Raw genomic sequence first — 13,713 nt, forward strand, 5'->3', positions numbered from 1 at the left:
CAACGGCACGCGCTCCTGCTCACACGGCGTCCGAGCTTCGCACGACTGATCACTAGTCGACAACGTTGGAGAGTGTGTTGTGCCCCCTGCACGCCCCGCAGACGGGTGCCTGACCCTCCTGGCTGATGATCACCGAAACTTATCGCACATGGTTCGCACGGCGGCTCCCTACCCCAGGGAGGCGAACTCTTCCTGGAGTGATAGTCCTCCACGCGAACTGTCAGCAGCCGCTCACGGAGGTGATCGGAGAGGGGGAGCCGCTGCGGGTTCCTGAGCGCTCAGCCGGCCCCACGGGGAAGCTGCCCGTGCCGCATCGCTCGGCGACTACCTGCTGCCATCCCGTCTGCCGTCGACCCGCCCTCCTGGGGAGCGGGCCGCCGCCCGGCCCGCCACGTCAAGACGGCCTTGACGGCTCGTACGGACGCTGGCGGGTCGGGCGGTGGTCTGCTCGGCTGCTGCTCACCACCCGTTACGGAACCCCGGTCGAGCCGCGCAACTTCAACCGTTCCTGGGACGCGCGCTGCGCCCGCGCCGGGGTCCGGAAGATCACCGTGCACGACGCCCGGCGTACCTGCGCGACCCTGCTCGTCGACCCGGACGTGCATCCGCGCGTCATCATGCAGGTGCTCGGGCACGCCGAGGTGTCGGTGAGGATGGAGATCTACTCCCAGGCGTCCGAGAGCCTGCGCTGACCCGCTGCTGTACCGGACTGCTGTACCAATGCACTGAGGGCACATCCTTCGATAGGATGTGCCCTCTTACCTGGTCGGGGTGGCCGGATTCGAACCGACGACCTCTTCGTCCCGAACGAAGCGCGCTACCAAGCTGCGCCACACCCCGTGGCGTGCTGACAAATAGTAGCCCACCCGGTCCGATGGTCAAACTCGGTACCCCCTCCACCGGCCGGGCGGCCCCGACGGTGCAGGTCGGCGGGGGTGGCACGTACGGGGCAGCTCCATCAGGCGCGCGGGCCACACTCCAGCCCGGCCCGGCGTCGCCCCCCAACAGGGCCGCCGGGCCGGGCCGGTGGTCAGCGCGGGATCAGGGTGAGGATGCTCGCCTCCGGGCGGCAGGCGAAGCGGACCGGCGCGGTCGGGTGGGTGCCCAGGCCCGCCGAGACGTGCAGCCAGGAGTCCGAGCCGGGCCAGCGGTGCAGGCCCTTGGCCATCGAGCGGGGCAGGCCGCAGTTGGTCACCAGCGCCCCGACGCCGGGCACGCAGACCTGGCCGCCGTGGGTGTGGCCGGCCAGCAGCAGGGCGAAGCCGTCCGCCGCCATCCGGTCGAGCAGGGCCGGCTCGGGGGAGTGGGCCAGCGCGATCGACAGCTCGGCCGAGGGCGAGACCGGGCCGGCGACGGAGGGGTAGTCGTCCCGCTCGATGTGCGGGTCGTCGACCCCGACCAGCTCGATCAGCCGCCCGCCCGCCTTCAGCGTCGTCCGGGCGTTGTTGAGGTCCGCCCAGCCGGCGCCGGTGAGGACGTCGCGTAGCTCCTCGTACGGCAGCTCGGCGCCCTCGGTGTACTCCCGGTCCGGCAGGAAGTAGCTGAACGGGTTCTTCAGCACCGGGCCGGTGTAGTCGTTGGAGCCGAACACGAAGGCGCCGGGGAGGTCCAGCAGGGGCTGCAGGGCGCGCAGTACGCCGGGCAACGCCGCCGGGTCGGCCATGTTGTCCCCGGTGACCACTACCAGGTCCGGGTCCAGCGCCGCCAGCGACGCCACCCACTCCTGCTTGCGGCGCTGCTCCGGCATCATGTGCAGGTCCGACAGGTGCAGGATCCGCAGCGGCTCCGTGTCGGCGGGCAGCACCGGCACGTCGAACCGGCGCAGGGTGAACATGTTGCGCTCGACGAGTGACGCGTAGGCAAGGGTGGCGGCTCCGAGGGCGGCGGTTCCCGCGGCGAGCCGGAATAGTGTGCGCTTTCGCATGCCCTTCAGGGTAGTTTCAGCGTTCATGAGCACGCTGAAGGACCGCCTCACCGCCGACATGCGCACCGCCCTGAAGGCGCGCGACGAGCTGACCACCTCCACGCTGCGGATGGCGCTGGCCGCCGTCGGCACGGCCGAGGTCGCCGGCAAGGCCAAGCGCGAGCTGACCGACGACGAGGTGCTCGCGGTGCTCACCAAGGAGGCGAAGAAGCGGCGCGAGGCCGCGACCGCCTTCGCCGACGCGGGCCGCGCCGAGCAGGCCGCGAAGGAGACGGCCGAGGGCGACGTGCTGGAGCGCTACCTGCCGAAGCAGCTCTCCGACGAGGAGCTGGCCGAGCTGGTCGCGGGGGCGCTCGCCGCCGGAGGGTTCGACGGCAAGGCGCAGATGGGCCCGGCCATGAAGGCGGCCCAGGCGGCGGTGGCGGGCCGGGCCGAGGGGGGCCGGGTGGCCGCCGAGGTGCGCCGCCAGCTCGGCCTCTGAGGGGCAGCCCGCGTCACGGGGCACCCCGATAGATCGAAGCGTTGTTATATTCGGCTCCCCGATCCTCAGCGAATCGAGGGGTCATGCCGGTCACGATCAACAAGCGGGCGACCTGGGCGGCGTACGTGCCCAGCGCCAAGCGGGCGCACGCCGCCGCACCTCCAGCGCCCAGTACGAACCCCAACTGGGACCCGGTCGGCGGCGTGTTCGTCCACCACCGCGGCCCGGCCAGTCCCGTGGCGACCGACTACCCGACGGAGGCCGACTGCCTGCGGGACGTCGCCGCGATCTACGGCGAGCACACCCAGGACGCCACGTTCAACGGGGACATCGGGTACAACTTCCTCGTCTGCCGGCACGGCAACATCTACGAGGGGCGGGGGTACGAGCGCGGCGAGGCGAACTCCGGCGACGCGGGCTACATCGACGGCCTCGGCCGCAACGCCGGCTTCTACTCGATCTGCGCCCTCATGCGGTCGAACCACACGGCCAGCGAGGCGATGCTGCGCTCGTACCGCGCGCTCATCGACCACCTGCGCAGGGAGGCGCCCCGGCGGACGGGCACCCGGATCCTGCCCCACCTCCACGGCGTCGCCACCGAGTGCCCCGGAAACCTGACAATGTACGCGCAGCCGGGCTCGACCATCGACCCGGCCGTCCCGTGGACCGGGCTCGCGGACGTCCACATCTTCGCCGCCCAGAAGTGGGTGAACACCACCTACGCGAACGCGCCGGGATACCTCCGGTGCCCGGAGGACGGGCGGACCGGCTGGCCCACGGTGCTCTCGCTCACCCAGGGGCTCCAGCACGAACTCGGCATCTCGCCGACGGTCCAGAACTTCGGCCCCGGCACCTTCGAGGCCGTCAAGCAGCGCAACAAGCTGCCCGTCGCCGAGACCAACGCCAACCTGATCCGCGTCTACAACGCCGCCCTGTGGTGCAAGGGCTACTGGACCTCGACCAGCCAGGGCACCTGGAGCGCCGACTCCGAGGCGGCGCTCCAGAAGCTCTACGCCGACGCCGGCCTGTCGTACTCGAACGTGACGATGCGGAACAGGATGTGGCCGTACGTCGTCAAGGCCCTGCTGCGCATGGACCAGTTCCAGCTCGTGGCGCGCGGCGACGTCACCGTCCAGCGCATCCAGCAGCGGCTGAACGCCCGCTACGTCGCCGAGGTCGGCATCCCCGCGATGTCCCTCGTGCCCTGCGACGGCATCTACTCCCGGGACGGCCAGCAGGGGCTGATGATGGCCGTCCAGTACGAGGTCGGCATCGACCTCAACGCGATCAACGGCTACTTCGGCGCCGGCACCCAGGCCGCACTGAAGGGGAAGGGCTCGGGCCCGCTCACCGGCGACCTGCGCTACCTGTTCCGCTCGGCGTGCTACGTCAATTCCCCCACGATGCTGCCGGGGAATCCGCAGGTGCCGCTGGCGTACCGCCCGGAGGACCTCGCCACCGACGCGCAGACCACCACGCACCTGGAGTGGCTGCGCGCGTTCCAGCGCTTCTCGCAGCTCCCCGTCACCGCCACGAACGACTACACGACCTGGGCCCAACTGCTCGTCTCCTCCGGTGACACGAGCCGGCCCGCCACCGGCTGCGACTGCATCACCGAGATCACCGCCGCCCGGGGCGCCCAGCTCAGGGCCGCCGGCTACCTGATCGTCGGCCGGTACCTCGACGAGCACCTCCCGCCCACGGACCCGTACTTCCTCGACAAGGCCCTCAAGCCCGGCGAGCCGCAGGCCATCCTCGACGCCGGGCTGCGGTTCTTCCCGCTCTTCCAGTACAACGGCACCCAACTGGCCAACTTCACCCAGCAGAAGGGGTACGACCAGGGCAGGATCGCCCACCAGAAGGCGGTCGAGCACCGCATCCCGGCGGGCGCCTGCATCTACTTCGCGGTCGACTACGACGCCCTGGACACCGACATCGACAGCAACATCAACCCGTACTTCCAGGGCGTCAAGGCCGGCCTCGCCGAGCTGGGGAACCGCTACACCTTCGGCGTCTACGGCTCCCGCAACGTGTGCCTCCGCGTCTCGCGGGAGGTCGGTGCCCGCTGGTCGCTGGTCTCCGGCATGTCCTGGGGCTACTCCGGCAACCTCGGCTTCCCGCTGCCGGCGAACTGGTCGTTCAACCAGATCAGGGAGTACGAGTTCCAGCCGGGCTGGGGGCTGGACCACGACGTCTGGCGCCAGGGAGCCGACCCCGGCGTGTCCGCCCTCGTCCCGGTCAGTGAGGAATTCTGATGATCACCAGACGCAGCCTCCTCGGCGCCGCCGCCGGCGCGGGTGTCCTCGCCGTGGCGCCCCCGGCCACGGCTCACGCCGCCGGCACGGGAGCGGGGACGTGGACCCGCGCCGAGTCCGCCAACGGCTGGCCGATCGACCCCGCCGCCGTCGCCACCCACCGGATCGAGGGGTCGAGGGCCTCGGTGGCCCTGCGGCGGGGCCCCGCCGCAGCGGTGCTGCTGCACGTCGCGCGCCGCTGGCACTACGAGATCGCCGCGCTCGACACCGGCGAGGGCGGCGGGGTCGCCGGCCACACCACCCGCCGCGCGGTCGCGGCGAGCTTCGAGTCCAACCATCTGTCGGGCACCGCCCTCGCCCTGCACCCGACGGCCTACCCGCTGGGTGGCAGCGAGCGGCTCTGGCCCCACCACGAGGCGATCGTGCGGGACATCCTCGTCGACTGCGACGGCACGGTCGTCTGGGGCGGCGACCTGACCCCGGCGAAGGCGTCGCACTTCCACCTCGTCGCGCGCCCCGGCGACGCGGCCCTGGCCCGCGTCGCCGCCCGGCTGGACACCAGCCGGCAGTCCGAGTTCCGCGCCCAGACCGCCGGGCTGGTCGCCGACCCGGCGACGCCCGCGCGCCGGGCGAAGGCCCGGACGCTGCCCCGCCCGCGCTGACCAGGCCACGACCCTGGTGAGGCCGGGCCGGGCCGACCGCACGCCCTCCGGGCCTGCTGCCCCCTACGATGGGGCGCGGCCGTAGCAGGCCCGGAGGGGCGAACGGGGTGGGTATGCGGATTCTCGCGGGGCCGTCGCGCGGGGGCGGGCCGACCGGCCCCGCCCGTGCCCGGGTTCGGTGGCGACTCGTGCGGCGCCTGGCCGCTGCGGGCGTCGTCGCGGTGCTCCTCGCCAGCGCCCCCTGGCTGTGGACGACGATCGCCGCGCACGGTCACGTCCACGACGAGGCCGGCTCGCCGGTTGCGGACGTCGTCATCGTTCTCGGGACCGAGGTGGCGGCGGACCGACGCCGCCCGGCGGAGCGGCTCGCCGGCCGCCTGGAGACCGCCGCCGCGCTCGTGCGCGCCGGGCGGGCCCGGGTGATCCTCGTGTCCGGCGACGGCGGCGGCGCGTCCGGCGACGAACCGGCGGTGATGACGTCGTACCTGATCGGGCTCGGGGTGGAGGCGCGACGCGTGGTCTCGGACCCGTTCGGGCTGGACACCTACGACAGTTGCGCCCGGGCACGCCAGGTGTACGGGGTCACCCGGGCGCTGGTCGTGACCCAGTCCTACCACCTGTCGCGGGCGGTGACGCTGTGCCGACGCCTCGGCGTCGACGCCGACGGGGTGGCCGCCCGCTGCGCCGGCTGCCCGGCCGGACTGCTCGCCGAGAAGGCGGTCCGCGACTACTTCGCCAGCGGGAAGGCGGCGTGGACGCCGTACGGGAGAGGCCGCCGGCGGTCCGCTCGCCCGAAGACTCCGCCGTCCGGGACGCGCTGCGGGCCGGCTGAGCGGACCGCCCACGACGTGAACGGGCGGGCACCCCCGGAAGGGTGCCCGCCCGTTCTGTCGTACAGGGTGAATCAGTCGTCGCGGCCCGGGCGACCGCCGTTGCCCGGACGTTCGGTGCCGGGCACCTGGCCGGTGCCGTCATGGTTCGGCGGGTTGACCGGCTTGCCGCTGCCGCTGCTCACCTCGATGGTGACCACGCCGCCCTTGATCGTGCGGCCGTTCGGGCTGGTGCCGGCGGCCTGGCCGGCGACGCAGGTCGACGGCACGCGGGTGGAGGAGACGACGGGCTCGAAGCCGGCGTCCTTGAGGCGCTTCTTGGCGGTCTCGACGTCCACGCACTGCACCTCGGGGATGCTCCGCTCGTCACCCTGCATGATCTTGCCGCTGGGCGGGGTGAACTCGATGCCCTTCTTGCCCTTCATGGCGTCGCGCAGCGTCTCGTACACCGGCGGGTTGATGCCGGTGGGGACGTTGTGGCCCATCTTCTGGGTGGTCTGCGGCCAGTCCGGGTCGGCCTGGATGCCGGCGACCGCGTACTGCTTGGTCATGGCGACCAGCGCGGCGGTCTTCTCCGAGTCGGTGGTGCCGGACTTGCCGGCCACCGGCTTGCCCACGACGCCGCGCACGTTGGCGGCCGTGCGGCCGACGCACTTGGAGGTCGCCGAGCGGTCGCCGACCGGGCAGCGGGCGGCGTCCACGGCGGCGCGGGCGACCTCGGTGCTGATCCGCTGCTCGCAGCGCGGCTTGGCGACGTCCAGCTTCTTGCCGTCCGGCCCCTTGATCTCCTGCACCGGGATCGGCTCGCAGTACTTGCCGTCGGCGGCCAGCGTGGCGTACGCGTTGGCCAGGTCCAGCGGGGTGGTGGCGGAGACGCCGAGGGTGAACGCGCCCCACTGGTGGGCCGCTTCCTTGTTGTTGGCGAAGTCCGCGTCCTCGGACGAGCGGAACTGGATGCCGAGCTTCTGCGCCGCCTTGACCACGTTCTCCGAGCCGACCTGCTGCTGGAGCGGGACGAAGTAGGTGTTCACCGAACTGCCGAACGCGCTCCACATGTTGTGCGGGCCGGCCATCGACTCCACCGAGTTGGTGGGGCAGTAGAAGTGCGTGCCCGGGCAGGCCGCGGGGCTGCTGCTGTCGATGATGTATTCCGACTTGAACTGCTTCGGCGAGTTGATGGTGTAGCTGAGCGGGATGCCCTTCTCCAGGGCCGCCACGATCGTGAAGATCTTGAACGTCGAGCCGGCCTGGTACCCCTTGATGTCGCCGCCGCCGGTGAGCAGCGGGTTGACCGTGTTGGGGTAGTTGCCCCGGATGCCCTTGCTGCGCTTGCGTGGGTCGCTGCTGAGCTTGTTCTGCGGCTTCTTCGGGTCGTCGATCTTGAAGTTCCGGTTCACCGAGAGCGCGCGGACGCGGCCGGTGCCGGGCTCGATCGCCGCGACCATGCGGGCCGCCTTGCTGTTGACGCCGAGGTTCTTGCGGACGGCCTTGTCGGCGCCGTTCTGTGCCTGCGCGTCGAGGCTCGTGACGATGGTGTAGCCGCCGCTCTTGAGCCGCCGCTCCCGGTCGTACGAGGTCGAGCCGAACGTCTCCTGCTGCATCCACCAGCGGTAGAAGTAGTCGCAGAAGAAGCCCCACTCCTTCTTGTTGGTGGCGACGCAGCCGTTCGGGGTCTTCTTGTCCTTGACCACCATCTTGGTGGCCTTGGCCGCCTCGCCCTCCTCCTTGGTGATCGCGCCGATCTCGACCATGTTGTCGATCACGTAGTTGCGGCGGTCGCGGGCGAGCGGGTAGCCGGCCTTGGTGGTCGGGTCGTTCGTGCTCGGGGCCTTCACCATGCCGGCGAGCATGGCGGCTTCCTCGATCTTGAGCTTGCTCGGCGGCTTGCCGAAGTAGACCTGGCTGGCGGCGTAGACGCCGTAGGCGCCGTTGCCGAAGGAGGCGAGGTTCAGGTAGCGGGTGAGGATCTCGTCCTTGGAGAACTGCTCGTCGACCTGGAGGGCCAGCTTCATCTCACGCAGCTTGCGGGCGCTGGTGTCCTCGGTCGCTGCGACCACGTCGGCCGGGTGGGTGGCCGAGTACGCGATGGCCAGCCGGACGTACTGCATGGTCAGGGTGGACGCGCCCTGCTGGGAGTTGGCGTTCGACTGGTTGTTGACGAACGCGCGGGCGACGCCGTTGAGGTCGACTCCATTGTGCTTGTAGAAGTCGTGGTCCTCGGCGGCGATGATCGCCTTCTGCATGTACGGCGAGATGTCGGCGAGCTTCACGTCGCGCCGGTTCTCGTCGTACATGGTCGCCAGCGGCGTCTTGGCGTCGGAGGCGAGCAGGTAGCTGATCTGGGGCGCGCGGGCCACCGTCAGCTCGCTGGGCAACGCTCCGAAGGTCTCCGCGCCGGCCTTGGCGGCCAGCCCCGACATCGCCACTGCGGGGAAGGCCGCCGCGGCGACCACCACGCCGGCCAGGAGGCCACAGATGAGCAGCGATGCGGCGTTGGTCAGCACATTGTGGTCACGTTTCCGCATCCAGGTCACCTCGACAGGGTACGCGAGTAGGGAACGAGGGGCGCTGGGGCGTCTTTTCCCCATTTCCAGCGCGCGCCGACCTCGTTGTGCTAAACGCACGAACCCTGGTGGGAGGTTGCGTGGACCCGCGACGAGTCTCCACCGATCGGAGGAGCGGCGCGGCGTTTTCACGTACTCCGGCCGGGTAGACGGGGGCCGAAGGCCCGGTAAGCCGGGAGTGTCCGTAATGATGGATTTTGCCGACAACGTTGCGTAATCAGCCGACTACAGAGCATGATGGTGGCGATGACACAGCCACACGTCGTCCGTGCCGCCCTGGGGAGGTCGGGCGGACGACCGGGGGGATTCGCCGGCTGGTCGCGCGACGTCGGTAGGTACTGCAAGGGGGGACGTGTACACATGGGCATGATCACTGACTGGCCGTCACTGGCGGCGTGTCAGAACGGGGACCCGGACGCGCTGTTCGTACAGGGCGCTGAACAGAACGTGGCGAAGCGGATCTGCCGGAGCTGCCCAGTTCGGTACGAGTGCCTGGCCGACGCGCTCGACAACCGGATCGAGTTCGGGGTGTGGGGCGGCATGACCGAGCGGGAGCGCCGGGCCCTGCTGCGCCGGCACCCCCAGGTCGCGAGCTGGCGGAAGATGTTCGAGGCAGCGATGAAGAAGAACGCGAAGGACAAGTCCGGCAAGGACAAGGTGCTCGTCAGCGCCGGCTGACGCGTCAGCCGGCCACCGATCAGTCGGTCACGGCCGGCTGATCGCCGCGCCGATCGTCCGCAGCCCGTCGACGTCGTGCACGTCGGCGGGCTGCGCCGTCACCGACACCGCCGGCACCTGCGGGAACGCCTCGGTGAACCGGGCCGCCACCCGCTGCTCGCGGGCCGCCTGCTGGGCCAGCGCGGCGTGCGCCCGCAGCACCTCCACCGTGCCGTCGTGCCCGCCCTCCTCGGCCAGCCGGTCGGCCGCCGCGAGGCTCGTCGCCGCGTCCAGCGAGTCGACCGCCGGGCGGTGCACCCGGTTGAGCACCAGCCCGGCCAGCGGCATCCGCTCGGAGCGCAGCCGGCCGGCGAAGTAGGCGGCCTCCCGGACCGCGTCCGGCTCCGGCGTCGCCACCAGCAGGAAGGCCGTCTCCCGCGCCTGGAGGATCCGGTACGTCTGCTCGGCCCGCTGCCGGAAGCCGCCGAACATCGAGTCCAGCGCCGCCACGAAGCCGGACAGGTCGGTGAGCAACTGCGCGCCCAGCACCTTCTGCACCACCTTCGAGAACATCCCGAAGCTGGCGGTGACCAGGCTGAACATGCTCCGGCCCCCGCTGCGTGCCGGGGCCAGCAGCAGCCGCAGCATCCGCCCGTCGAGGAACCGGGAGAGCCGGGCCGGCGCGTCCAGGAAGTCGAGCGCCGAGCGCGACGGCGGGGTGTCCACCACGATCAGGTCCCACTCGCCCCGGGCGTGGAGCTGGCCGAGCTTCTCCATCGCCATGTATTCCTGCGTGCCGGCGAAGGTGCTGCTCATGGCCTGGTAGAAGGGGTTGGCGAAGATCTCCGCCGCCTTCGCCGGATCGGTGTGCGCGAGCACCACGTCGTCGAAGGTGCGCTTCATGTCCAGCATCATGGCGTGCAGCTCGCCGCCGCCGGCCTCGACGTCGATGCCCTTGACCTGGCGGGGGGTGTTGTCCAGCTCGGTCAGGCCGAGGGACTGGGCCAGCCGCCGGGCCGGGTCGATCGTGAGCACCACCGTGCGCCGCCCGTGCTGCTCGGCGGCGCGCAGCGCGAGCGCGGCGGCGGTGGTCGTCTTCCCCACCCCGCCCGCCCCGCAGCACACCACGATCCGCACGCCGGGGTCGGCGAGGATCTGGTCGACGTCCAGCCGGGGCGCCGCGTCTTCGGAAGGCACCAATCGAGCGTATCGGGCCGACGGGGCCGGGTGCGCCGTGCCGGCGGCAGTGTGAGTCAATCGGCCCCGTGCAGCGCCCGCGCGAGCGCCTCCAGGCCCGCCCGGTCCACCCCGTCGGGCAGCAGCGGCAGCTCGGTCAGGGGCCGACCCAGCTCCACCAGGTCGCCGCGCAGCGAGTCCTCCAGCTCCCGGCGGATCGCCTGGTCGCGGGCCTCCCCGGCGAGCGCGGCGACGGTGTCCCGGTCGGCCGGCAGCCCGGCGGCGGCGAGCCCGCGCCGCAGCTCGGCGGCGGTCACCTCCCGCCCGGCGGGCAGCGGCGGCCGGGCCGCGTTGACGATCACCCGGCCCACCGGGAAGCCGAGCTGGGTCAGCTCGGTGATCGCGTCCAGGGTCTCCTGGACCGGCATCTCCTCCAGCAGCGTCACCACGTGCACGGCGGTCATCGGGGAGCGCAGCAGCGCGGCGACCCCCTCGCTCTGGGTCTTGATCGGGCCGACCTTGGCCAGCCGGGCCGTCTCCGCCGTGACGTTGAGGAACCGGCCGATGCGCCCCGTCGGCGGCGCGTCCAGCACCACCGCGTCGTACGCCCGACGCTGGCCGGCGGTGCGGGTGGTGGCCTCCTTGACCTTGCCGGTGAGCAGCACGTCGCGCAGGCCGGGGGCGATGGTGGTGGCGAAGTCGATCGCGCCGAGCTTGCGCAGCGCCCGGCCGGCGGCACCGAGCTTGTAGAACATGTCGAGGTACTCCAGCAGGGCCTCCTCGGCGTCCACCGCCAGGGCCCGCACCTCGCCGCCGCCGGGGGCGTCGGCGAGGTGCCGCTCCTCGTACGGCAGCGGGTCGGTGCCGAAGAGCTGGGCGATGCCCTGCCGCCCCTCGACCTCCACCAGCAGGGTGCGCCGGCCGTCGCGGGCCAGCGCCAACGCCAGCGCCGCCGCCACGCTGGTCTTGCCGGTGCCACCCTTGCCGGTCACCACGTGGAGGCGGGCCGGCCACCCCGTACCGGCCGGGTCGGCCGGCCGCTCGACTGCTCGCACCCGTCGAGCCTATCCAGGCCGCCGGCTCAGGCGACCTCGCAGACCCACCAACCGGTCGTGCGCACCACGGTGAAGCGGAGATCCTGCTCGGCGGTCTTCTCGTCGGAGGTGGTCATCGTCACCTTCGTCGAGACCGTCGCCCGCTTCCCGGTCCGCTCGTCGACCTGCGGCTCGCTCCACCGGAACCGGGCGTCCCGGTGCTGCTCGGCGTACCGCTTCAGCTCCGCGACCTTCGCGGTGATCTTCTTGTCGTCCCGGGCCGCCGCGCAGACCAGCCCGCCGGCCTTCCGCGCGTCCCGCTCCTCGTAGACGGCGGTGAGGAAGCTCTCCACCGCGACCGTCGGCTCCCGCGCGCCCTCGCCGGTCTCGGCGTCGCGCAGGGCCAAGAACGCCGCCGTGCCACCGCCGCCGCAGAGCAGCAGGGCCGCGACCGCGACGACCACGGCGATCAACCCGCCGCGCCTCCGCCTCGCGGGCGACGCCGGGGCCGGGTGCGGGTGGGTGACCGGCGGGACCGCCCCCGGGGCGAGGGGCCCGGTCGGGCCACCGGAGGTCGGGCCGCTGGGCGACCCGGTGGCGCCGCCGCTGGGCGGGTGCGTCATGTCGGTCCTTCGGGGGTGCGGCGCTTCGCCGTCCTCGCCGGACGGGCGGCGCGCTGGGTCGAGCGCGAAGGCGGGCGGGCGGCCCGTCCGACGGAAGGGTAGCGGTGAACCGACACGGGGAGGTGCCCCTGGGACCGGGCGATGGCGCGTCAACCATCGGAGCGCTCCCAGCGCCGTCCGCTACCGGACCCATCCTGTGTCGCATATGTGACTAAACGTGATCAAGACTGCGCGTCCCGTTGTCCGTGTCCGATTTCGGTCCTACGTTCGTGCCGATACGGGGGACCGGATCGGCGGACGGCCCGAGCCGGATGGTGACGACGTGGATCAGGCGCGAGGCCCGGAGGCAGTACATGCGCGAAACCGAGAACAGCTCCCGAGCCCAGTTCCCGCCCAGCGCGAGCGGGCGGAGGGTCGGCACCGGCGCCGCCGGGGAGGAGGGGCCGGTCACCGGCCTGCCGTTCAACGAGCGCTCCTACCGGCGGCTCGCCGACCCGGGGGAGATGCTGCGCACGCTGAGCCGCCCGGCCGAGCGCCCCCGGGACGAGGAGGAGACCGGGTACGTCATCCACCTGCCGATCCGGGTCGCCGACCTCGCGGCGGCCACCGCGCTGGCCGGACGGGTGGCCGTCTCGCTCGGCTTCCTGCCCGAGATGGACGCCGGGGAGACCACCGTCTCCACCGCCGACGACCAGAACAACCGGCACCGGGTCTTCTGCGACCTGCCGCTGCCCGACCGCTCCCGCTGCCCCCAGCGGTACGACCACGAGGGGCCCTGCGGCGAACCGCCGGTCGCCCCGGAGCAGCGTCCCGCGCCGGGCGGCGGCGACGGCTCGTAGGCTGTCGACGGTAACCGTCACGCCTCCTAGGGAGCCCCGCACCGATGCAGAAGTGGGAATACGCGACCGTCCCGCTGCTGGTCCACGCGACCAAGCAGATCCTCGACAACTGGGGTGAGGACGGCTGGGAACTCGTCAACGTGATCCCCGGCCCGAACCCGGAGCAGCTCGTCGCGTACCTCAAGCGGCCGAAGGCGTGAGCGGCGTGGGCAACGGACCGCACGCCAAGCTCGCCGAACTGGGCCTGACGCTGCCCGAGGTGGTGCCCCCGGTGGCCAGCTACGTGCCGGCCGTGCAGTCCGGGCAGCACGTCTACGTCTCCGGGCAGCTCCCGATGGCCGAGGGGAAGCTCCTGGCCACCGGCAAGGTCGGCGCGGGCGTCTCCGCCGAGCAGGCCAAGGACCTGGCGCAGCGGTGCGCCCTGAACGCCCTCGCGGCCGTCGACGCGCTGGTCGGCCTGGAGAAGGTCGTCAAGATCGTCAAGCTGGGCGGGTTCGTGGCGAGCGCGCCGGGCTTCACCGGCCAGCCGGGCGTCGTCAACGGCGCGTCCGACCTGCTCGGCGCGGTCTTCGGCGAGGCCGGCCGGCACGCCCGCTCGGCGGTGGGCGTCGCCGAGCTTCCCCTCGACGCCCCCGTCGAGGTCGAACTGATCGTCGAGGTCGCCTGAC

The 13,713-nt window shown here is 72.1% G+C and carries 12 protein-coding genes, 1 tRNA gene and 2 pseudogenes; 9 read left to right on the forward strand and 6 right to left on the reverse strand.

The genetic code is table 11. The features are described 5' to 3' along the window. Nucleotides 1-452 precede the first annotated feature (452 nt). Nucleotides 453-692 (forward strand): annotated as a pseudogene (locus LPU43_RS28680) (tyrosine-type recombinase/integrase); the annotation flags it as partial. Nucleotides 693-763: 71 nt separating this feature from the next. On the opposite strand, the gene LPU43_RS14080 reads toward LPU43_RS28680, so the two are convergent. After that, nucleotides 764-840 (reverse strand) — tRNA-Pro (locus LPU43_RS14080). 190 nt (nt 841-1,030) lie between these two features. Next, nucleotides 1,031-1,924 carry a metallophosphoesterase gene (locus tag LPU43_RS14085; protein WP_229400848.1) on the reverse strand — a complete coding sequence of 298 codons (894 nt, stop codon included), beginning with the start codon at nt 1,922-1,924 and terminating at the stop codon, nt 1,031-1,033. A gap of 25 nt (nt 1,925-1,949) precedes the next feature. Here LPU43_RS14085 and LPU43_RS14090 point away from each other — a divergent pair, with 25 nt between their 5' ends. The 4 genes and pseudogenes from LPU43_RS14090 to LPU43_RS14105 all read left to right on the forward strand — a co-directional run. Beyond that, nucleotides 1,950-2,405 carry a GatB/YqeY domain-containing protein gene (locus LPU43_RS14090; protein ID WP_229400849.1) on the forward strand — a complete coding sequence of 152 codons (456 nt, stop codon included), beginning with the start codon at nt 1,950-1,952 and terminating at the stop codon, nt 2,403-2,405. A gap of 83 nt (nt 2,406-2,488) precedes the next feature. After that, entirely contained in the window at nt 2,489-4,660 is a 2,172-nt protein-coding gene (locus LPU43_RS14095) for a glycoside hydrolase domain-containing protein (RefSeq protein WP_229400850.1), read from the forward strand. After that, nucleotides 4,660-5,322 (forward strand): hypothetical protein, encoded by a 663-nt coding sequence (locus tag LPU43_RS14100; RefSeq protein ID WP_229400851.1) that lies wholly within the window; start codon nt 4,660-4,662, stop codon nt 5,320-5,322. The genes LPU43_RS14095 and LPU43_RS14100 overlap by 1 nt, the downstream gene beginning before the upstream one ends. A 113-nt stretch (nt 5,323-5,435) precedes the next feature. Beyond that, nucleotides 5,436-5,933 (forward strand): annotated as a pseudogene (locus LPU43_RS14105) (SanA/YdcF family protein); the annotation flags it as partial. A gap of 293 nt (nt 5,934-6,226) precedes the next feature. Here the strand turns inward: LPU43_RS14105 and LPU43_RS14110 are convergent. Continuing rightward, nucleotides 6,227-8,677, reverse strand: a complete 2,451-nt coding sequence (locus LPU43_RS14110) for a penicillin-binding protein (protein WP_229400852.1) — start codon at nt 8,675-8,677, stop codon at nt 6,227-6,229. Nucleotides 8,678-9,076: 399 nt separating this feature from the next. On the opposite strand from LPU43_RS14110, the gene LPU43_RS14115 reads away from it, so the two are divergent. Then, nucleotides 9,077-9,394 carry a WhiB family transcriptional regulator gene (locus LPU43_RS14115; RefSeq protein WP_229400853.1) on the forward strand — a complete coding sequence of 106 codons (318 nt, stop codon included), beginning with the start codon at nt 9,077-9,079 and terminating at the stop codon, nt 9,392-9,394. 27 nt (nt 9,395-9,421) lie between these two features. On the opposite strand, the gene bagB is transcribed toward LPU43_RS14115, so the two are convergent. Genes bagB through LPU43_RS14130 form a run of 3 tightly spaced genes read right to left on the reverse strand, consistent with a single transcriptional unit; the run spans nt 9,422 to nt 12,206 of the window. Further along, the gene (bagB, locus tag LPU43_RS14120; protein ID WP_229400854.1) at nt 9,422-10,573 is read right to left on the reverse strand and encodes an ArsA family ATPase; all 1,152 of its coding nucleotides are present in this window, start codon (nt 10,571-10,573) and stop codon (nt 9,422-9,424) included. 53 nt (nt 10,574-10,626) lie between these two features. Beyond that, nucleotides 10,627-11,604 (reverse strand): ATPase BagA, encoded by a 978-nt coding sequence (gene bagA, locus LPU43_RS14125; RefSeq protein WP_229400855.1) that lies wholly within the window; start codon nt 11,602-11,604, stop codon nt 10,627-10,629. A gap of 26 nt (nt 11,605-11,630) precedes the next feature. Then, nucleotides 11,631-12,206, reverse strand: coding sequence for an Rv0361 family membrane protein (locus LPU43_RS14130; protein WP_229400856.1), 576 nt, complete (start codon nt 12,204-12,206; stop codon nt 11,631-11,633). 353 nt (nt 12,207-12,559) lie between these two features. On the opposite strand from LPU43_RS14130, the gene LPU43_RS14135 reads away from it, so the two are divergent. From LPU43_RS14135 to LPU43_RS14145, 3 genes are read left to right on the forward strand one after another with little or no spacing between them, the layout of a single operon-like run. Then, the gene (locus LPU43_RS14135; protein WP_229400857.1) at nt 12,560-13,045 is read left to right on the forward strand and encodes a hypothetical protein; all 486 of its coding nucleotides are present in this window, start codon (nt 12,560-12,562) and stop codon (nt 13,043-13,045) included. A gap of 44 nt (nt 13,046-13,089) precedes the next feature. Further along, complete coding sequence (gene sp36 / locus LPU43_RS14140; protein WP_229400858.1) at nt 13,090-13,245, forward strand: Sp36 family protein; 156 nt, start codon at nt 13,090-13,092, stop codon at nt 13,243-13,245. Between the two features lie 5 nt (nt 13,246-13,250). After that, complete coding sequence (locus LPU43_RS14145) at nt 13,251-13,712, forward strand: RidA family protein (protein WP_229400859.1); 462 nt, start codon at nt 13,251-13,253, stop codon at nt 13,710-13,712. Nucleotide 13,713: the final 1 nt, after the last annotated feature.

Origin of the sequence: Micromonospora okii (genome assembly GCF_020884795.1) — a bacterium.
Taxonomy (GTDB): Bacteria; Actinomycetota; Actinomycetes; order Mycobacteriales; family Micromonosporaceae; genus Micromonospora; species Micromonospora okii.